This window comes from Duganella sp. Leaf61, from assembly GCF_001421905.1.
GTDB classification, from domain to species: domain Bacteria; phylum Pseudomonadota; class Gammaproteobacteria; order Burkholderiales; family Burkholderiaceae_D; genus Rugamonas; species Rugamonas zoogloeoides.
Genome location: NZ_LMLM01000023.1, coordinates 339720 through 357961, shown reverse-complemented (window position 1 = coordinate 357961; position 18242 = coordinate 339720). Strand labels below are relative to the sequence as shown.

The following is an 18242-nucleotide window of genomic DNA, read 5'->3' as shown; positions in this document are numbered from 1 at the left end:
TCGCGAGGTTACTCAGGCTGCCAGCGACGCGGCGAAGGCATCGAGGAAGGTGGCGTTTTCTGCCGGGGTACTGACCGTAATGCGTAAACAATTGGCCAGCACAGGATGCATTTTACTCACATTTTTAATTAATACCTTGTGAGATAGTAGTTTGACGTTGGCATCGTCGGCATTGGGCACCCGAATCAAGATAAAATTTGCCGCCGACGGAAAAACCTCCACGCCGGGAAATTCTGCCAATGCAGCCATCAGATCGGCGCGTGCGGCGCGCAACGCGTGCGCTTGCTGGTTCAGCACCTCCACGTGGTCGAGCGCGAATTCGGCCGCCGTCTGCGTCAATACGTTGATGTTGTAAGGAGGCCGCACTTTATCGAACTGCTCGAGCAGTTTGGGCGCCGCCGACATGTAGCCGAGGCGAATCCCGGCCAGTCCCAGCTTCGATACCGTGCGCATCACCACCAGGTTGTCGAACTGCGGCAGGCGGTCCATGAAGGTCTGCTGGGCGAACGGCTCGTACGCTTCATCCACCACGGCCAGGCCGAAACCATCCAAAGCCTTGATAATGGCGACGATATCGCTTTCTGCGAACAGGTTGCCGGTCGGGTTGTTCGGGTACGACAGGAACACCAGCGCCGGCTTGTGTTCGGCAATCGCCGCCAGCATGGCCGGCAGGTCGAGCGTGAGGTCCGCTTTCACCGGTACGCCCACGTAGTCCATGCCCGCGTACTGCGCCGAGCGCGCGTACATCACGAACGACGGCGTGGGCGACAGCACCACCGCGCGGCGTTCCTGCCGGGCGCAGGCCATGCACAGGATCGAGATCAGCTCGTCGGAGCCGTTGCCAAGCATGACGTCGTACCCTGCCGGCACGCCCAGCGTGGCCCGCACCTTCTGCCTGGTGGTTGCGTACGACGCCACCGGGTAGCGGTTCAGGGTAGCGGCAGCCAGGCGCGTGCCCAGCTCCTGCAGCAAATGCTCGGGCAGCTGGTACGGGTTTTCCATCGCATCGAGCTTCACGAAGCCACTGGCGTCAGCCACGTGGTAGCCATGCATGGCTGCCACGTCCGGGCGTATGGTGTTGGCGATGAGGGTGTCGATGGCGGACATCTGCTTGGGGCTCCTGGTCAGGCTACGGTTGAAAGTCGCTTGGTGGCGGCCTTGGGTTTGGCGGCGACGATTTTTTTGGGGGCAGCCTTGGGGGCGGCTTTTTCTGGTGCGGCTTTTTCTGGTGCGGTTTTTTTAGGCGCCGGCTTTTTCTTCACCACGGGCGGCAAGTCCAGCGCCGCCAGCCGTTCGTCGATGATCGCGCAATAGTCGGGATTGAGTTCGAAGCCGACGAAGCTGCGTCCGCAACGCTTGGCGGCAATCGCCGTGGTGCCGCTGCCCATGAACAGGTCAAGCACCACGCCGTCGGGCGGGCACGAGGCCTTGACCATGCGCTCGATAATTTCCAGCGGCTTTTGCGTCGGATGGTCGGCGCGCTCGGGATGCTCCTTGTGCAGGCGCGACACGCTCCACAGGTCCTTGGGGTTGTAACCCACTTCGAGCCACTTGGCGCCAATGAAGATCGAGCGCGAACGGGCCTTCTTGGTTTCGGCGTCGTAGGCGATGCGCACGGCGTCGAGGTCGAAATAATAATCCTTGCGGCGGACAAAAAAGCCGATGGTGTCGTGCACCGACGAGTAGCTGCGCACGCTGCCGCCCATCGACGGTACGCGCCGGTCCCAGATAATCTCGTTCATCATCGTCATGCGCTTTTTCAGCAGCACGAAGATTTCGGGCGAAAAGCGCCACGTCAAAAAGATGTACAGGCTGCCGTTGGGTTTGAGCTTGGGCAGCGCAGCGTCGATCCACTGCTCGGTCCAGCGCAGGTAATCATCTACCGTCTGCTGGTCGGACGCATTGCCGTAGTCCTTGCCCAGGTTGTACGGCGGGTCGGTCAAGATCAGGTCGATGGAACCGTCGGGGATGCGCGCCAGTCCGGACAGCGCATCCTCGCAGAAAACCTGGTTGAGCCACTTTTCGGTCATTGGTTTTTTAACCTGAGTTCGGCGCTGCGCGCGTGCGCCTGCAAGCCTTCGCCATATGCCAGTTCGGCCGCGATCTTGCCGAGGGTTTGCGCGCCGGCTTCGCTGACGTGGATGATCGACGAGCGTTTCTGGAAATCGTACACGCCCAGCGGCGACGAGAAGCGCGCGGTGCGCGACGTCGGCAGCACGTGGTTCGGGCCACAGCAGTAGTCGCCCAGCGACTCGGACGAGAAGCGTCCGAGGAACATGGCGCCCGCGTGGCGGATTTTATCGGCCCATTGTTGCGGGTCTTCGGCCGAGATTTCCAGGTGCTCGGCAGCGATGCTGTTGGCGATCGCGCACGCTTCGTCCATGTCGCGCACTTTCACCAGCGCGCCACGGTCGGTGAGCGACGTGCGGATGGTGTCCTGGCGCGGCATGGTCGGCAGCAGTTTTTCAATGCTCGCTTCCACCTTGGCGATGTAGTCGGCGTCCGGGCACAGCATGATGGCCTGCGCCAGTTCGTCGTGCTCGGCCTGCGAGAACAGGTCCATCGCCACCCAGTCCGGATCGGTGGTGCCGTCGCAGATGACCAGGATCTCCGATGGACCGGCGATCATGTCGATGCCGACGATGCCGAACACGCGGCGCTTGGCGGCAGCGACATACGCGTTGCCGGGACCGACGATTTTATCGACCGGCTGTATGGTCTCGGTGCCATGCGCCAGGGCGGCCACCGCCTGCGCGCCGCCGATGGTGATCACGCGCGTCACACGGGCAATCGCGGCGGCGGCCAGCACCATCTGGTTTTTTACGCTATCAGGTGTCGGTACCACCATGATGATTTCCTGTACGCCTGCCACGTGGGCCGGAATTGCATTCATCAGCACCGACGACGGGTACGCGGCCTTGCCACCGGGGACGTAAATGCCCACGCGGTCGAGCGGCGTGACCTTCTGGCCCAGTATGGTGCCGTCGGCTTCGGTGTACGTAAAGCCGTTCAGTTCCTGCTTTTGCCGTTCGTGGAATACGCGGATGCGCTGCGCGGCCACGTTGAGGGCGTCGCGCTGGGCGGCGGGAATCGCTGCGAGCGCTGCCTGCAGTTCGTCCTGGCCGATATCGAAGGCGGCCATGCTGGCGGCGCCGCCGTTGGGAATGCGGTCGAAGCGGTTGGTGTATTCGAGGACGGCAGCGTCGCCGCGCGCCTTGACGTCGGCCAGGATGCCGGCGACGGCGCGCTCGATCGCTTCATCGGTGCCTGCTTCAAATGCCAGCAAGGTGTCCAGGGACTTTTGAAAATCGGCTTGGGTGGAATCGAGCTTGGTAATTTGAATCGACATGATGTGTTCCGTATTGATTTACTTTTTTGCCGCGCGCTCGAACGCTTCGAGGATAGGCTGCAAACGCTGGCGCTTGAGCTTTAACGCGGCCTGGTTGACGATCAGGCGCGACGAGATGTCCATGATCGCTTCCACTTCCACCAGGTCGTTGGCGCGCAGCGTGTTGCCGGTGCTGACCACGTCCACGATGGCGTCGGACAGGCCGACCAGCGGCGCCAGTTCCATCGAGCCGTACAGCTTGATCAGATCGACGTGCACGCCCTTCTTGGCGAAGTGTTCGCGCGCGGTCTGCACGAACTTGGTAGCCACGCGCAGGCGCGCGCCCTGGCGCACGGCGGTCTCGTAATCAAAACCGTTTTTCACGGCCACCGACATGCGGCACGCGGCGATATTGAGGTCGATCGGCTGGTACAGGCCTTCGCCGCCATGTTCGAGCAGGACGTCCTTGCCGGCCACACCGAAGTCCGCCGCGCCATGCTGCACATAGGTCGGCACGTCGGTGGCGCGCACGATCAGCACGCGCACGCCAGGGTCGTTGGTGGCCAAAATCAGCTTGCGCGAGGTTTCCGGATTTTCCGTGACGGTGATGCCGGCCGCTTCCAGCAGCGGCAGGGTGTCGTCGAAAATCCGGCCCTTGGACAGGGCCAGGATCAGTTGCTGGTTCTCTGGTACGTTCATCATTTGATCCGTTTGATGTTGGCGCCCACGGCGGACAGTTTGACTTCCATCTGGTCGTAGCCGCGATCGAGGTGATAAATGCGGTCGATCAGGGTTTCGCCGCGCGCAGCCATGGCCGCGATCACCAGCGATGCCGAGGCGCGCAGGTCGGTCGCCATCACCGGCGCGCCGACCAGCTGCTCCACGCCCTTGATGAAGGCGGTGTTGCCGTCGGTCTCGATGGCCGCACCCAGGCGGTTCATCTCCTGCACGTGCATGAAGCGGTTTTCGAAAATGGTTTCGGTCACGCGGCTGGCGCCGTTGGCAATCGTATTGACTGCCATGAACTGCGCCTGCATGTCGGTGGGGAAGCCCGGGTATTCGGTGGTGCGGAACGTCACAGGCGTAGGACGTGCATCCATCTGCGCGCGGATCCAGTTGTCGCCCACGGTCAGTTGCAGGCCCATTTCGCGCAGCTTGTCGAGCGCGGCGTCCATGATGTCCACGCGCGTATTGCGAATCGTGATGTCGCCGCCGGTGGCCGCCACTGCGCACAGGAACGTCGCCGCTTCGATGCGGTCGGAAATCACCGCGTGCTTGGCGCCATGCAGCTCGGCCACACCTTGAATGACCAGGCGGTTGGTGCCGATGCCTTCGATTTTCGCGCCCATGGCCACCAGCAGGTTGGCCAGGTCGGTCACTTCCGGCTCGCACGCGGCGTTTTCCAGCACGGTCTCGCCTTCGGCCAGGGTGGCGGCCATCAGCAAGTTCTCGGTGCCGGTGACGGTGATCATGTCGGTGACGATGCGCGCGCCTTTCAGCTTGGCGCACTTGGCGTAGATGTAGCCCGCCTCGATGGTGATCTCGGCGCCCATCGCCTGCAAGCCCTTGATGTGCTGATCGACGGGACGCGAACCGATGGCGCAGCCGCCCGGCAGCGATACCTTGGCCTGGCCGAAACGCGCCAGCAAAGGACCGAGCACCAGGATCGACGCGCGCATGGTTTTCACCAGTTCATACGGCGCTTCGAGCTTGTCGATGGCGGCGCCGTTCAGGGTGACCTTGTCGTTGTCCTGGCTGACCTTCAAGCCGGTCTGGCCCAGCAGTTTCAGGATGGTGGCCACGTCGTGCAGGTGCGGCACATTGGACAGCTCGACGTCGCCGGACGTCAGCAGGCCGGCGCACAGGATCGGCAGCGCGGCGTTCTTCGCGCCCGAAATCGTGATGTCGCCGTGCAGGCGGTTGCCGCCTTGAATGAGGAGCTTGTCCATGCTTAGCCTTGGTATTCTTCTGGGGTGAGGGTTTTCATCGACAGCGCGTGGATTTCTTCGCGCATGCGGTCGCCCAGCGCGGCATACACCAGCTGGTGGCGCTGGATCGGGCGCTTGCCGGCAAACGCCGGCGACACGATGATGGCCTGGAAGTGCTGGCCGTCGCCGTCCACTTCGAGATGGGTGCATTCGAGGCCGGCAGAGATGTAGCCGTGGATCAGTTCTGGAGTGGTAGCCATGATGGGGTCCTGTTTTAAATCTGTTATCTGTATTTGACGCATGATTGTGCTCCTGGCGCCGCCGGTTAGTGTCGCAGACGATAGCCGCTGCGCAGCAGCCGGATCGCCGCCAGCGACAGCACCACCAGGAAGGCTGAGACGATGCCCAGGCTGATCCAGGGGCTGGTGTCGGACTGGCCGAAGAAGCCGTAGCGGAAGCCGTCGATCATGTAGAAGAACGGGTTCAGGTGCGAAACGGTGAGCCAGAACGACGGCAGCGAGTGGATCGAGTAGAACACGCCGGACAGGAACGTCAGCGGCATGATCAAAAAGTTCTGGAACGCGGCCAGCTGGTCGAATTTCTCGGCCCAGATGCCGGCGATCAGGCCCATGGTGCCCAGGATGGCCGCGCCCAGCAGGGCAAACACGGCGATCCATAGCGGCGCCGCAAAACTCATGTGGGCGAACCACGCGGTCACGGCAAACACGCCCACGCCCACGGCCAGTCCGCGCACCATGGCCGCGATCACGTACGCCGAGAAGATTTCCCAGTGCGACAGGGGCGTCAACAGCACAAACACCAGGTTGCCGGTGATTTTCGATTGGATCAGCGACGACGACGAGTTGGCAAACGCGTTTTGCAGCACGCTCATCATCACCAAACCGGGAATCAGGAACGACGTGTAGCTCACGCCTTCGTACACCTGCACCCGGCCCTCTAAAACGTGGCCGAAGATCAGCAGGTACAGCATGGCGGTCAGAATTGGCGCCGCCACGGTTTGCGTCGCAACCTTCCAGAAGCGCAGCGTCTCTTTGTAGACCAGGGTGCGGAAGCCGCTCGAGATGAAATTCATACGGAGCCCTTGTCCATGATTTGCAGGAAGATGTCTTCGAGATCGGCCTGTTGCAGCTGCATCTCGTCGATCACGGCGCCCGCCTCGCGCAGGCGCGCCAGGATGCCTTCCACTTCCGAATACTCGTTGATGCGCAGGCTGTACTTGCGGCCGTGGTCGGAGACCTCCGGGTGCGTGACCAGGTGGCGCAGGTCGTCCGGCAAATCGCCGGCCGTCATGTTGACGATCAGCTGCGAGCCGGAAATGCGGCGGATCAGCGCCGCCATTGAGTCGAGCGCAACGACCTTGCCGCTCTTGAGCATGGCCACGCGCTTGCACATCGCCTGTGCTTCTTCCAGGTAGTGGGTGGTGAGCACCACGGTGTGGCCTTCGCGATTGAGGCGCGAGATGAACTTCCACAGCGTCTGGCGCAGCTCCACGTCCACGCCGGCGGTCGGCTCGTCGAGCACGATCACGGGCGGCTTGTGCACCAGCGCCTGCGCGACCAGCACGCGGCGCTTCATGCCGCCGGACAGGGCGCGCATATTGGTGTCGGCCTTGTTGGTCAGGTCGAGGTTGTGCATCACCTCATCGATCCAGGCATCGTTGTTGGGCAGGCCGAAGTAGCCCGATTGCAGGCGCAGGGTTTCGCGCACGGTGAAGAACGGATCGAACACCAGTTCTTGCGGCACCACGCCCAGCTTGCGCCGCGCCTCGCGAAAATCGCCGGTGACGTCATGGCCGTGGATGCTGACCTTGCCGGCATCAGGCCGGATCAGGCCGGCAATGATGGAAATCAGGGTAGTCTTGCCGGCGCCGTTGGGGCCCAGCAGGCCGAAAAACTCGCCCTCCTCGATGGTGAGCGACACGCCGCCCAGCGCCTGGAGCGACTTGTAGCGCTTTTCGACATTCGTTATTTGGATCGCTGACATTCTAGACTTTATGTTGTGCGACGGCGTGACCGGCGCTGAGTGCCCGCCAGGCGCCGAAAACGGCACGAAACGGTGATTCAGGGGGGCCGCAGCGCTGTAGCTGCGGCAACGTTCAATTATATTGGAAATCTGGGTCGGTCGAGCCGGACCGGCGGAATACTAAAACTGCGAGGGGGCGGAGCGGGGGTCAATGATGGTGGTGCAGGTCGGCAGGCGCGGCGGCCGGGGCGACAGTGGTATTGCCCAGATCTTGCTCTTCTTCCTGGCCGGGGAACACCAGGCCGCAGACGCCATAGAGCTTGGTCAGGTTTTTCAGCGAGGCAGGCAGGTTGTGCAGCGCCAGCTGCACCCCGGCTTCGCGCGCGGCGCGCTGCCAGGACAGCAGCACCGACACGGCCACCGAATCCACCGAGGTAACGTTGCTTAAATCAAACGCCCGCTGGCCGGCCTTGATGGCAGCCAGGCCGCGCTCTTGCGCCGCAGTGGCGTTGAGCACGGTCAGGGACGTGAGTGATTGCAGGTTGTCGGTGGCGTCGGCGGTCATGGCGATAGCTTGGTTAGGTACTTATTTGGCTGGCGTGGCAGGATTGGCTTTGAGCGGTTTGCTGGCCAGCGACTTGTTCTTGTCGGTCAGCGTCTTGATCAGGCCGTCAACGCCGCCCTTGTTGATTTCGGACGTGAACGTACCTTTGTAGGTTTCCACCAGCCAGGCGCCCATGACGTTGATGTCATAGATTTTCCAGCTGTCGCCAGCCTTGGCCACGCGGTAGTTCAGCAGGACCGGATCGCCACGGGTCATGTTCACTTGCGAACGCACTTCCACGTCGGTATCGGCCGGATCGGCGCGCAGCGGCTTGAAGGTGATGGTTTCGTTCTTGATTTGCGACAGCGCGCCCGAGTACGTGTACACCAGCAGCGTGCGGAACTGTTCCGACAGCGCTTTTTGTTGCTCAGGCGACGCCTGGCGCCAGAAGCGGCCGGCCGCCAGCGCGGTCATGCGGTTCGAATCGACGTACGGCAAGATCTTGTTTTCGACCAGCGCCATGATTTTTTGCTGATTGCCGGACTGGATGTCCTTGTCGGCCTTGGCAGTGTTGATCACGTCTTCGCTGATGCGCTTGACCAGCGCGTCGGGCGCCTCGGCCGCTTGCGCGGTCATGGTGAAGCCCATCGTGGCCACGGTGGCAACAGCTATCAGTTGTTTGATCAGATTCATTGTTTATCTACCTTGTGTGAGTTCTTCGGGTCACAGGCTGGCTCAGTTCGCAGCCGGTGTACCAGAGTTTAACGCGTTCGGGGCGGATTCGGCTGACACGGTTGGCGAAGTTTCCACTGGAGCAACAGTTGCAGCGTCGGCTTGCGGCGGCGTTGCGGGAGCGGCAGGTGCCGGCTCTGCAGCGGGCGCCGGGGTTGCCGGTGCGGCTTGCGGATCGGCAGCTGGCTTGGCGCCGTCGTCTTCACCGTACGGATCGTCGTTCTGCTTCGGCTTGCGCGGATTGCCGTCCGGGAAGACCTGGCTTTCGCGGCGTTGCAGGTAGCCGTCGCGCAGGAACACGTAGCGGTCGAGTGCGGCGTCTTCAAACAGCGAACCGGCGTCCAGCAGGCTGGCGCGGGTATCGATCAGGTTGATGCCGGTACCGATGTTGCGGACATTGGTCGGATCCTTGTAGCGCCAGATATTGCCGGCGAAGTCGGCTGGCAGCGCCACGGTGTCGCGCACAGTGGACGGTCCCAGCAGCGGCAGCACCAGGTACGGCCCCGATTCCAGGCCCCAGACGCCCAGGGTCTGGCCGAAGTCTTCCTTGTGCTTTTCCAGGCCGGCCGGGGTGGCAATGTCGAACAGGCCGAGAATACCGAGCGTGGAGTTGAGCGCAAAGCGGGTGATGTCGGTCATGCCGTCTTCGCCCTTGCCTTGCAGCAGGTTATTCACACCGCTCCAGGCATCGGAAATGTTGCCGAAAAAATTGCCCACGCCTGTTTGCACGAACGATGGCGTGACGTCGCGGTACACGGTGGCCACCGGTTTCAATGCGTAGGTGTCAACCTTGTCGTTGAAGTTGAACATGGCGCGGTTGTAGCTTTCGTACGGGTCGCGCGGGTTCGGACCGGCGCAGCCGGCCAGCATCATCGCGGTACCCAGCACCAGCGCAGCAGTGCGCAGCGAGGTTTTATTGCTTTTCATTTATTCGTCCTTTTTGCCTTCGGCAGCCTTGCTGTAGATGAACTGATTGATCAGGTCTTCCAGCACGGCGGCCGATTGGGTACGTGCGATTTTGTCTCCGGCGACCAGGTTTTTCTCGTCGCCGCCTGCTTCGATACCTACATATTGCTCACCCAACAAGCCTGCCGTCAGAATCTTGGCCGAGCTGTCTTTCGGGAAGTTATAGCCTTCATCCATGTTCAAGGTCACCAGCGCCTGGTAAGTCTTGTCGTCGAAACTGATCTCGCCCACGCGGCCGATGACCACGCCCGACGCCTTGACGGCCGCTTGCGGACGCAGGCTGCCGATGTTGTCGAACTTGGCGGTAATCGCATAGGTTTTACCGAAGGACAATGAGCCGGTATTACTGGCTTTTAACACCAGAAACATCAGTGCGGCCACGCCGATGACGATAAACAGGCCGACCCAGACATCCAGAGATTTGCGTTGCATAACTATCCTCGTTTAATTCCGTTTTATCTTACAACTATTTGCTGAACATCAGCGCCGTCAACATGAAGTCCAGCCACCAGACCATCAGCGACGAGATCACGACCGTGCGGGTGGTGGCGCGGGCCACGTCTTCCGGGGTGGGACGCGCCTGGTAACCCTGGTACAGCGCAATGAAAGTGATCGCCACGCCAAACACGATGCTCTTGACGAAGCCGTTGAGCACATCCTTGAACAGGTCCACGCCGCCTTGCATTTGCGACCAGAAAGCGCCCTCGTCCACCCCGATCAGTTGCACACCGACCAGGTAGCCGCCCATCACGCCCACGGCACTGAATACCGACGCCAGCAGCGGCACCGAAATCACGCCGGCCCAGAAACGCGGCGCCAGCACGCGCTGGATCGGGTTTACGGCCATCATTTCCATGGCGGACAGTTGCTCGCCCGCCTTCATCAGGCCGATTTCGGCGGTCAGCGACGTGCCGGCGCGGCCGGCAAACAGCAGCGCGGTGATCACCGGCCCCAGCTCGCGCGTGAGACCCAGCGCCACCAGCAGGCCCAGCGATTGCTCGGCGCCGTATTTATTGAGCGTGTAATAACCCTGCAAGCCCAGCACCATGCCGACGAACAGGCCGGACAGCGTGATGATGACCATCGAGTAATTGCCGATGAAGTGCAGCTGCTCGACCAGCAGGTGTGGCCGGCGGAAGATCAGCCCCGGCGACAGGCGCAGGATTTCGAAGAACGTGCGCGCGGCAAAGCCGATGCCTTCAACGAAATCGCGCAGCGGCGCACCGAGCTTGGACAACAAATTTCTTACACTCATGCTTTGACTCCCAGGCCAAGGTCGTCGGCCAGGGATTTGCCGGGATAGTGGAACGGTACCGGTCCGTCCGCTTCCGCGTTGACGAACTGGTGCACATACGGGTCGGTGGACGCCATCATGTCGGCCGGCGTGCCATGCGCAACGATTTTGCCCTGCGACAGGAAATACACGTAGTCGGCAATGGCGAAGCATTCCTTGACGTCGTGCGACACCAGCACCGAGGTCGAACCGAGCGCGGTATTCAGATTGCGGATCAGGTTGGCGGTGACACCCATCGAGATCGGGTCGAGGCCGGCAAACGGCTCGTCGTACATGATCAGTTCGGGATCGAGCGCGATCGAGCGCGCCAGCGCTACGCGGCGCGCCATGCCGCCCGAGATTTCCCCGGGTTTCAGGGCGGCGGCATTGCGCAGGCCCACGGCGTGCAGCTTCATCAGCACCAGGTTGCGGATCAGCTCTTCCGGCAAGTCGGTGTGCTCGCGCAGCGGGAAGGCGACGTTTTCGTACACGGTGAGATCGGTAAACAGGGCGCCATGCTGGAACAGCATGCCCATTTTACGGCGCAGCAAGTACAGGCCGGCGGTATTGAGCTTGTGAACCACCTGGCCCTGCACCTTGACCTGGCCTTTGCGCGGGGTGAGCTGGCCACCGATCAGGCGCAATACCGTGGTCTTGCCGCTACCCGAACCGCCCATGACTGCGATCACTTTTCCACGTGGGAAATCCATGCTCAGCCCGGACAGGATGGCTCGCTTTCCATACGAGAAATGTAAATCGCGAATTTCGACTAGATTGGACACGACGGAACTCTTTATTTTTTGATGCCGTATTGTAGTGCAGAAAGGTCAATCCTTGCTGGAAGCACCTCCGTTCAACGCAAAGGGACGGATGATGTATCGCCGATAATACAACACTACTGAACCCAAAGTCAGCAATTTACATGAGGCACGATTTGTTACATTGTGCATTGCATCATCGACGGCATAAAAAAACCGGGAGGCGCGGGGATTGCCCGCCCGCTCCCGGGGGAAAACATCGCCTTGCGGCGGTGATCAGCGTGGCAGTTCGGAACTGCCCATCAGGAACTCATCGACTGCGCGCGCGCACTGGCGGCCTTCGCGGATCGCCCACACCACCAGCGATTGGCCACGGCGCACGTCACCGGCGGCAAACACCTTGGCCGACGAAGTTTTGTAGCAACCTTCGCCGTCGGTGGTCGCCTTGGCATTGCCGCGCGCATCTTTTTCCACGCCAAAGGCGTCGAGAATGTTGGCAACCGGCGACACGAAGCCCATGGCCAGGAACACCAGGTCGGCCTTCATGTCGAATTCCGAGTTGGGCACTTCGGCCATCTTGCCGTCTTTCCATTCCACGCGGCAGGCAACCAGTTTTTCCACTTTACCGTTCTTGCCTTCCAGGCGCTTGGTGGCGACGGCCCAGTCGCGCTCGCAACCTTCGTCGTGCGACGACGACGTGCGCAGCTTGGTCGGCCAGTATGGCCACACCAGCGGCTTGTTCTCTTGCTCCGGTGGCATGGGCATCAGTTCGAACTGGGTGACCGACGCGGCGCCCTGGCGGTTCGACGTGCCGACGCAGTCGGAACCGGTATCGCCGCCGCCGATCACGACCACGTGCTTGCCGGTGGCCTTGATCTGGTCTTTGACTTTGTCGCCGGCGTTGATCTTGTTTTGCTGGGGCAGGAAGTCCATGGCGAAGTGCACGCCCTTCAATTCACGGCCCGGCACCGGCAGGTCGCGCGGCTGCTCGGCGCCGCCAGCGAGGATCACGGCATCGAATTCTTTTTCCAGGTCTTCCGGGAAGATGGTTTCCTTGGCCCAGTTGTTGACGTTGGCCGGGAAGTCCTTGCCGATCAACACGCTGGTGCGGAACACCACGCCTTCGGCTTCCATCTGCTTGATGCGGCGGTCGATGTGCGACTTTTCCATCTTGAAGTCTGGAATGCCATAACGCAGCAGGCCGCCGGCACGGTCCGATTTCTCGAACACGGTCACCGCATGGCCGGCGCGCGCCAGCTGCTGGGCAGCAGCCAGGCCCGCAGGACCGGAACCGACCACGGCGATTTTCTTGCCGGTCTGGTGCGCCGCAGGTTGCGGCACGACCCAGCCGTGTTCCCAGCCTTCGTCGATGATTTTATGTTCGATCGACTTGATGCCGACCGGATCTTCGCTGATGCCCAGGGTACAGGCGGCTTCGCACGGCGCCGGGCAGATGCGGCCAGTGAACTCGGGGAAGTTGTTGGTCGAGTGCAGCGTATCGAGCGCTTCGCGGTAGTTGCCGCGATAGACCAGGTCGTTCCAGTCGGGGATGATGTTGTTGACCGGGCAGCCGTTGTTGCAGAACGGGATGCCGCAATCCATGCAGCGCGCGCCCTGCACCTTGGCTTGCTCGTTCGTCAGCGGAATGACAAATTCGGCGTAGTTTTTCAAACGCGTGGCAGGTGGCAGATAGCCTTCTTCCTGACGCTGGAATTCCATGAAACCGGTGATTTTACCCACGATTAAATCCTTACAATTCTGTGTTGACCCGGGACTGCCGAGCCGTCATCGCTGACGGCTCCAGGCGGTCGGTTTGTTTAAGCTGCCACCGGCTGCACTACCGCCGTCTCGTTCGCCACGTCCTCGGCCATTTCGGCCAGCACGCGCTTGTATTCGCTTGGGAATACCTTGACGAACTTGCTGCGGCTGTCGGCCCAGTTGTCGAGCAACAGGCGGGCACGGGTGCTGCCCGTGTGCTTGAAGTGGCGCTCGATCAAACGTTTCAGGATCACTTCGTCCGACTCGCGGCCCAGGTCCTTGTGCAGCACGTGGTACGTTTCGCTTTGCGCCGACTGCTCCTTGGTGCTCAGCACGCGCTCCAGGGTCACCATCGCCGTATTGCAACGCGATTCGAAGTCGCCTTCCGGGTCGTACACATAGGCGATACCGCCCGACATGCCTGCCGCGAAGTTGCGGCCGGTAGCGCCCAGCACCACCACGGTGCCGCCGGTCATGTATTCGCAACCGTGGTCGCCGGTGCCTTCGACAATCGCCGTGGCGCCCGAGTTACGCACCGCGAAACGCTCGCCGGCCACGCCGTTGAAGAACGCTTCGCCGTTGATCGCGCCGTACAGCACGGTATTCCCGACGATGATGTTGTTGACCGCCCAGCCCCGGAACTCGGTGTTCGGACGCACGATGATGCGGCCGCCCGACAAGCCCTTGCCCACGTAATCGTTACCTTCACCCACCAGGTCGATGGTGATGCCGTGCGCCAGGAATGCGCAGGCCGACTGGCCGGCCGTGCCCTGCAGCTGGATGTGGATGGTGTCGTCCGGCAGGCCGGCGTGGCCGTAACGCTTGGCCACTTCGCCCGACAGCATGGTGCCAACCGTGCGGTTGACGTTGCGCACCGGCGAGATGAACGATACGCGTTCGCCTTTTTCCAGCGCACCCTTCGCTTGCGCGATCAGCTTGTGGTCGAGCGCCTTGTCCAGGCCGTGATCCTGGTCCATGGTGTGGTAGATCGACTGGCCGTTCTGCACCTCGGGCTGGTGGAAGATGTTGGTGAAATCCAGGCCCTTGGCTTTCCAGTGCGAGATCGCTTTCGACTTGTCGAGCAGGTCGACGCGGCCGATCAGCTCGTCGTAAGTACGGATGCCCAGCTGCGCCATCAGTTGACGCGCTTCTTCGGCGACGAAGAAGAAGTAGTTGACCACGTATTCCGGCTTGCCGGAGAACTTGGCGCGCAGCACCGGGTCTTGCGTGGCCACGCCCACCGGGCAGGTGTTCAGGTGGCATTTGCGCATCATGATGCAGCCCTCGACCACCAGCGGCGCCGTGGCAAAGCCGATTTCGTCGGCGCCCAGCATGGCGGCGATCACCACGTCGCGGCCGGTACGCATCTGGCCGTCGGCCTGGACCCGGATCCGCGAACGCAGGCCGTTCAGCACCAGGGTCTGCTGGGTTTCCGCCAGGCCCAGTTCCCACGGCGTGCCGGCGTGTTTCACCGACGACAGTGGCGAGGCGCCGGTACCGCCGTCATGGCCGGCGACGACCACGTGGTCGGCCTTGGCCTTGGTGACACCGGCAGCCACCGTGCCGATACCGACTTCCGACACCAGCTTGACCGAGATCGACGCGCGCGGATTGGCGTTTTTCAGATCGTGGATCAGCTGTGCCAGATCTTCGATCGAATAGATGTCGTGGTGCGGCGGCGGCGAAATCAGGCCCACGCCCGGCACCGAGAAGCGCAGGGTGGCGATGTATTCCGACACCTTGTGGCCTGGCAGCTGGCCGCCCTCGCCCGGCTTGGCGCCCTGTGCCATCTTGATCTGGATCTGATCGGCCGAGTTCAGGTAAGCCGCAGTCACGCCGAAACGGCCCGAGGCCACCTGCTTGATGCGCGAGCGCAGCGAGTCGCCTTCCTGCAAGGCGATGTCCACCACCATCTGTTCCTTGCCCATGACCGAGGCCATGGTCTCGCCCTGCTTGATCTTGATGCCTTTCAATTCCTGGGTATAGCGCGATGGATCTTCGCCGCCTTCGCCGGTGTTCGATTTGCCGCCGATGCGGTTCATGGCCACGGCCAGCGTTGCGTGGGCTTCGGTCGAAATCGAACCCATCGACATGGCGCCAGTCGCAAACCGCTTGACGATTTCCTTGGCCGGTTCCACTTCGTCGAGGGCAATCGCCTTGCTCGGATCGATCTTGAACTCGAACATGCCGCGCAGGGTCAGGTGACGACGGCTCTGGTCGTTGATGATTTGCGCGTATTCCTTGTAGCTCGAGAAGTTGTTGGCACGGGTCGAGTGCTGCAGCTTGGCGATCGCGTCCGGCGTCCACAGGTGGTCTTCGCCGCGCACGCGGAACGCGTATTCGCCGCCCGCGTCGAGGTTGTTGGCCAGCACCGGATCGTTGCCGAAAGCGGCCGCGTGCAGGCGCAGCGCTTCTTCGGCCACTTCGAACACGCCGATGCCTTCCACGTTCGACGACGTGCCCTTGAAGTACTTGTTGACCAGCGACTTGTTCAGGCCGACAGCTTCGAAGATCTGCGCGCCGCAGTACGACATATAGGTGGAGATGCCCATCTTCGACATCACCTTCATCAAGCCCTTGCCGACAGCCTTGGTGAAGTTGTAGATCGCTTTTTCGCCCGACAGGTCGCCCGGCATGCCGTGCGCCAGTTCGATCAGGGTTTCCATCGCCAGGTACGGGTGGATCGCTTCGGCGCCGTAGCCTGCCAGCAGTGCGAAGTGGTGGGTTTCGCGGGCCGAGCCGGTTTCCACGACCAGGCCGGTGGAAGCGCGCAGGCCCTTGCTCACCAGGTGCTGGTGGACGGTGGACGTGGCCAGCAGCGCAGGAATCGCCACGCGGTCCGGGCCGATGCTGCGGTCGGACACGACCAGGATGTTATGGCCCGACTTGACGGCATCGACGGCTTCCGCGCACAGCGAGGCCAGGCAGGCTTCGATGCCTTCCTTGCCCCACGACAGCGGGTAGCAGATGCTCAGTTCGTACGACTTGAACTTGCCGCCCGTGTGCAGGCTGATGTTGCGCAGGCGCTCCATGTCGTCGAAGCCGAGGATCGGCTGCGACACTTCGAGGCGCATTGGCGGGTTGACGTTGTTGGTGTCGAGCAGGTTGGGCTTGGGACCGATGAACGACACCAGCGACATCACCATCGCTTCGCGGATCGGGTCGATCGGCGGGTTGGTTACTTGCGCGAACAGTTGCTTGAAGTAGTTGTACAGCGGCTTGAGTTTGTTGGACATGACGGCCAGCGGCGAGTCGTTGCCCATCGAGCCGGTCGCTTCTTCGCCGGCGGCAGCCATCGGCGCCATCAGGAATTTCAGGTCTTCCTGGGTGTAGCCGAACGCCTGCTGGCGGTCCAGCAGCGACGGCACGGCTTTTTCGCCCTGGGCCGGCGCAGCGGTGACAGTGGTGCCCGCACCGTACTTGGCGCGGTTGTGCGCCAGCTGGCTTTCGCTGAGCTTGATTTCGTTGAGCTTGATGCGCACCGCGTTGATCCACGCCTTGTACGGCTTGGCGTTGGCGTAGGTGTCTTTGAGCTCTTTATCGTCGATGATGCGGCCCGCTTCCAGGTCGATCAGGAACATCTTGCCTGGTTGCAGGCGCCATTTCTGGATGATCTTCGATTCCGGGATCGGCAGCACGCCCGATTCCGATGCCATCACGACCAGGTCGTCGTCGGTGACGATGTAGCGGGCCGGACGCAAACCGTTGCGGTCCAGCGTGCCGCCGATGTAGCGGCCGTCGGTAAAGGCCATGGCGGCAGGGCCGTCCCATGGTTCCATCATGGCTGCATGATATTCGTAGAACGCACGGCGATTGTCGTCCATCGTGCCGTGATTTTCCCAGGCTTCCGGGATCATCATCATCATCGCCTGGGCCAGCGGATAGCCTGCCATCAACAGCAGTTCCAGCGCGTTGTCGAAGCACGCGGTGTCCGACTGGCCTTCGTAGATCAGCGGGAACAGCTTTTGCAGATCTTCGCCCAGCACGGCCGACTTCATCACGCCTTCACGGGCGCGCATCCAGTTGAAGTTGCCTTTGACGGTGTTGATCTCGCCGTTGTGGGCGATCAGGCGGTACGGGTGGGCCAGCGGCCATTCCGGGAAAGTGTTGGTGGAGAAGCGCTGGTGCACCAGCGCCAGAGCGGACACGCAACGCGCATCCTGCAGGTCTTTATAGTACACGCCCACCTGGTCGGCCAGCAGCAGGCCCTTGTACACGATGGTACGGGCCGACATCGAGGTGACAAAGAATTCCTTGCCGTGGATCAGGTTCAACGCCTGGATCGCGTGGCCCGACGATTTGCGGATCACGTACAGTTTGCGCTCGAGCGCGTCGGTCACCATGATGTCGGCGCCGCGACCGATGAAGATCTGGCGGATGACCGGCTCTTTTTCGCGCACGGTCGGCGACATCGGCATCTCGATATCGACTGGCACGTTGCGCCAGCCCAGCAATACCTGGCCTTCGGCGCGCACGGCGCGCTCGATTTCCTGTTCGCAGGCGATGCGCGAGGCGTTTTCCTTCGGCAGGAACACCATGCCCACGCCGTACTCGCCCGGAGGCGGCAATTCCACGCCCTGCTTGGCCATCTCGTCGCGGTAGTACTGGTCCGGGATCTGGATCAGGATACCGGCGCCGTCGCCCATCAGCGGGTCGGCACCGACCGCGCCACGGTGGTCGATGTTCTTCAGGATCATCAGACCCTGTTCGACGATGGAGTGACTCTTGTTACCCTTGATATGGGCGACGAATCCGACGCCGCAGGCATCGTGTTCATTGGATGGATCGTACAGACCTTGGGCTTTCATGGTGCTCTCCACTGGCAGATTGGCTATGAGAATGGAGAGTAGAACAATCCCACACAAAAAACAATGACAATAAATAGGGTCGGAGTCGAATTAATTTTTTAAATATTCTGAGAATTTTTTATTAGGGACAGAGTGAATCACGCGCTAAAAAAACCGCAGTTACT

The 18242-nt window shown here is 61.7% G+C and carries 16 protein-coding genes; all 16 read right to left on the bottom strand.

Going from position 1 to position 18242, the window contains the following annotated elements; all coding sequences use genetic code 11:
- Positions 1-12: 12 nt before the first annotated feature.
- The 16 genes from hisC to ASF04_RS14530 all read right to left on the bottom strand — a co-directional run bounded on the left by hisC (position 13) and on the right by ASF04_RS14530 (position 18078).
- Positions 13-1107: a histidinol-phosphate transaminase gene (gene hisC / locus ASF04_RS14605; protein ID WP_056142936.1), complete on the bottom strand. Its 1095-nt coding sequence runs from the start codon at positions 1105-1107 to the stop codon at positions 13-15.
- 17 nt (positions 1108-1124) lie between these two features.
- A complete protein-coding gene (locus ASF04_RS14600) occupies positions 1125-2030 on the bottom strand; it encodes a site-specific DNA-methyltransferase (protein WP_056142934.1) in 906 nt (301 codons plus the stop codon).
- On the bottom strand, positions 2027-3349 hold the full coding sequence (hisD, locus tag ASF04_RS14595) for a histidinol dehydrogenase (RefSeq protein ID WP_056142931.1): 1323 nt from the start codon (positions 3347-3349) through the stop codon (positions 2027-2029). Before hisD ends, ASF04_RS14600 begins: the two co-directional genes overlap by 4 nt.
- 18 nt (positions 3350-3367) lie before the next feature.
- The gene (gene hisG / locus ASF04_RS14590) at positions 3368-4030 is read right to left on the bottom strand and encodes an ATP phosphoribosyltransferase (RefSeq protein WP_019924127.1); all 663 of its coding nucleotides are present in this window, start codon (positions 4028-4030) and stop codon (positions 3368-3370) included.
- Positions 4027-5277: a UDP-N-acetylglucosamine 1-carboxyvinyltransferase gene (gene murA, locus ASF04_RS14585; protein WP_056142929.1), complete on the bottom strand. Its 1251-nt coding sequence runs from the start codon at positions 5275-5277 to the stop codon at positions 4027-4029. Before murA ends, hisG begins: the two co-directional genes overlap by 4 nt.
- Positions 5278-5279: 2 nt before the next feature.
- Positions 5280-5516 (bottom strand): BolA family protein, encoded by a 237-nt coding sequence (locus tag ASF04_RS14580; RefSeq protein ID WP_019924129.1) that lies wholly within the window; start codon positions 5514-5516, stop codon positions 5280-5282.
- Between the two features lie 65 nt (positions 5517-5581).
- On the bottom strand, positions 5582-6349 hold the full coding sequence (locus ASF04_RS14575; protein WP_056142926.1) for an ABC transporter permease: 768 nt from the start codon (positions 6347-6349) through the stop codon (positions 5582-5584).
- The gene (locus ASF04_RS14570) at positions 6346-7260 is read right to left on the bottom strand and encodes an ABC transporter ATP-binding protein (protein ID WP_056142923.1); all 915 of its coding nucleotides are present in this window, start codon (positions 7258-7260) and stop codon (positions 6346-6348) included. Before ASF04_RS14570 ends, ASF04_RS14575 begins: the two co-directional genes overlap by 4 nt.
- A 187-nt stretch (positions 7261-7447) precedes the next feature.
- Positions 7448-7804 (bottom strand): lipid asymmetry maintenance protein MlaB, encoded by a 357-nt coding sequence (locus tag ASF04_RS14565; protein ID WP_056142921.1) that lies wholly within the window; start codon positions 7802-7804, stop codon positions 7448-7450.
- A 21-nt stretch (positions 7805-7825) separates the two neighbouring features.
- On the bottom strand, positions 7826-8476 hold the full coding sequence (locus ASF04_RS14560) for a phospholipid-binding protein MlaC (RefSeq protein WP_056142918.1): 651 nt from the start codon (positions 8474-8476) through the stop codon (positions 7826-7828).
- Between the two features lie 42 nt (positions 8477-8518).
- Complete coding sequence (locus ASF04_RS14555; protein WP_056142915.1) at positions 8519-9442, bottom strand: VacJ family lipoprotein; 924 nt, start codon at positions 9440-9442, stop codon at positions 8519-8521.
- The gene (gene mlaD / locus ASF04_RS14550) at positions 9443-9913 is read right to left on the bottom strand and encodes an outer membrane lipid asymmetry maintenance protein MlaD (protein WP_019924135.1); all 471 of its coding nucleotides are present in this window, start codon (positions 9911-9913) and stop codon (positions 9443-9445) included. It abuts the gene before it with no gap.
- 34 nt (positions 9914-9947) lie between these two features.
- On the bottom strand, positions 9948-10736 hold the full coding sequence (gene mlaE, locus ASF04_RS14545) for a lipid asymmetry maintenance ABC transporter permease subunit MlaE (protein ID WP_026637700.1): 789 nt from the start codon (positions 10734-10736) through the stop codon (positions 9948-9950).
- Positions 10733-11536, bottom strand: coding sequence for an ABC transporter ATP-binding protein (locus ASF04_RS14540; protein WP_082488777.1), 804 nt, complete (start codon positions 11534-11536; stop codon positions 10733-10735). Before ASF04_RS14540 ends, mlaE begins: the two co-directional genes overlap by 4 nt.
- 252 nt (positions 11537-11788) lie before the next feature.
- Positions 11789-13252: a glutamate synthase subunit beta gene (locus tag ASF04_RS14535; RefSeq protein ID WP_019924138.1), complete on the bottom strand. Its 1464-nt coding sequence runs from the start codon at positions 13250-13252 to the stop codon at positions 11789-11791.
- A gap of 77 nt (positions 13253-13329) precedes the next feature.
- Positions 13330-18078, bottom strand: a complete 4749-nt coding sequence (locus ASF04_RS14530) for a glutamate synthase-related protein (RefSeq protein ID WP_056142909.1) — start codon at positions 18076-18078, stop codon at positions 13330-13332.
- Between the last annotated feature and the right edge of the window lie 164 nt (positions 18079-18242).

Coding starts and splice junctions, on each gene's coding strand:
- hisC (WP_056142936.1), bottom strand. CDS start 1,107: ATGTCCGCCATCGACACCCTCATCGCCAACACCATACGCCCGGACGTG.
- ASF04_RS14600 (WP_056142934.1), bottom strand. CDS start 2,030: ATGACCGAAAAGTGGCTCAACCAGGTTTTCTGCGAGGATGCGCTGTCC.
- hisD (WP_056142931.1), bottom strand. CDS start 3,349: ATGTCGATTCAAATTACCAAGCTCGATTCCACCCAAGCCGATTTTCAA.
- hisG (WP_019924127.1), bottom strand. CDS start 4,030: ATGATGAACGTACCAGAGAACCAGCAACTGATCCTGGCCCTGTCCAAG.
- murA (WP_056142929.1), bottom strand. CDS start 5,277: ATGGACAAGCTCCTCATTCAAGGCGGCAACCGCCTGCACGGCGACATC.
- ASF04_RS14580 (WP_019924129.1), bottom strand. CDS start 5,516: ATGGCTACCACTCCAGAACTGATCCACGGCTACATCTCTGCCGGCCTC.
- ASF04_RS14575 (WP_056142926.1), bottom strand. CDS start 6,349: ATGAATTTCATCTCGAGCGGCTTCCGCACCCTGGTCTACAAAGAGACG.
- ASF04_RS14570 (WP_056142923.1), bottom strand. CDS start 7,260: ATGTCAGCGATCCAAATAACGAATGTCGAAAAGCGCTACAAGTCGCTC.
- ASF04_RS14565 (WP_056142921.1), bottom strand. CDS start 7,804: ATGACCGCCGACGCCACCGACAACCTGCAATCACTCACGTCCCTGACC.
- ASF04_RS14560 (WP_056142918.1), bottom strand. CDS start 8,476: ATGAATCTGATCAAACAACTGATAGCTGTTGCCACCGTGGCCACGATG.
- ASF04_RS14555 (WP_056142915.1), bottom strand. CDS start 9,442: ATGAAAAGCAATAAAACCTCGCTGCGCACTGCTGCGCTGGTGCTGGGT.
- mlaD (WP_019924135.1), bottom strand. CDS start 9,913: ATGCAACGCAAATCTCTGGATGTCTGGGTCGGCCTGTTTATCGTCATC.
- mlaE (WP_026637700.1), bottom strand. CDS start 10,736: ATGAGTGTAAGAAATTTGTTGTCCAAGCTCGGTGCGCCGCTGCGCGAT.
- ASF04_RS14530 (WP_056142909.1), bottom strand. CDS start 18,078: ATGAAAGCCCAAGGTCTGTACGATCCATCCAATGAACACGATGCCTGC.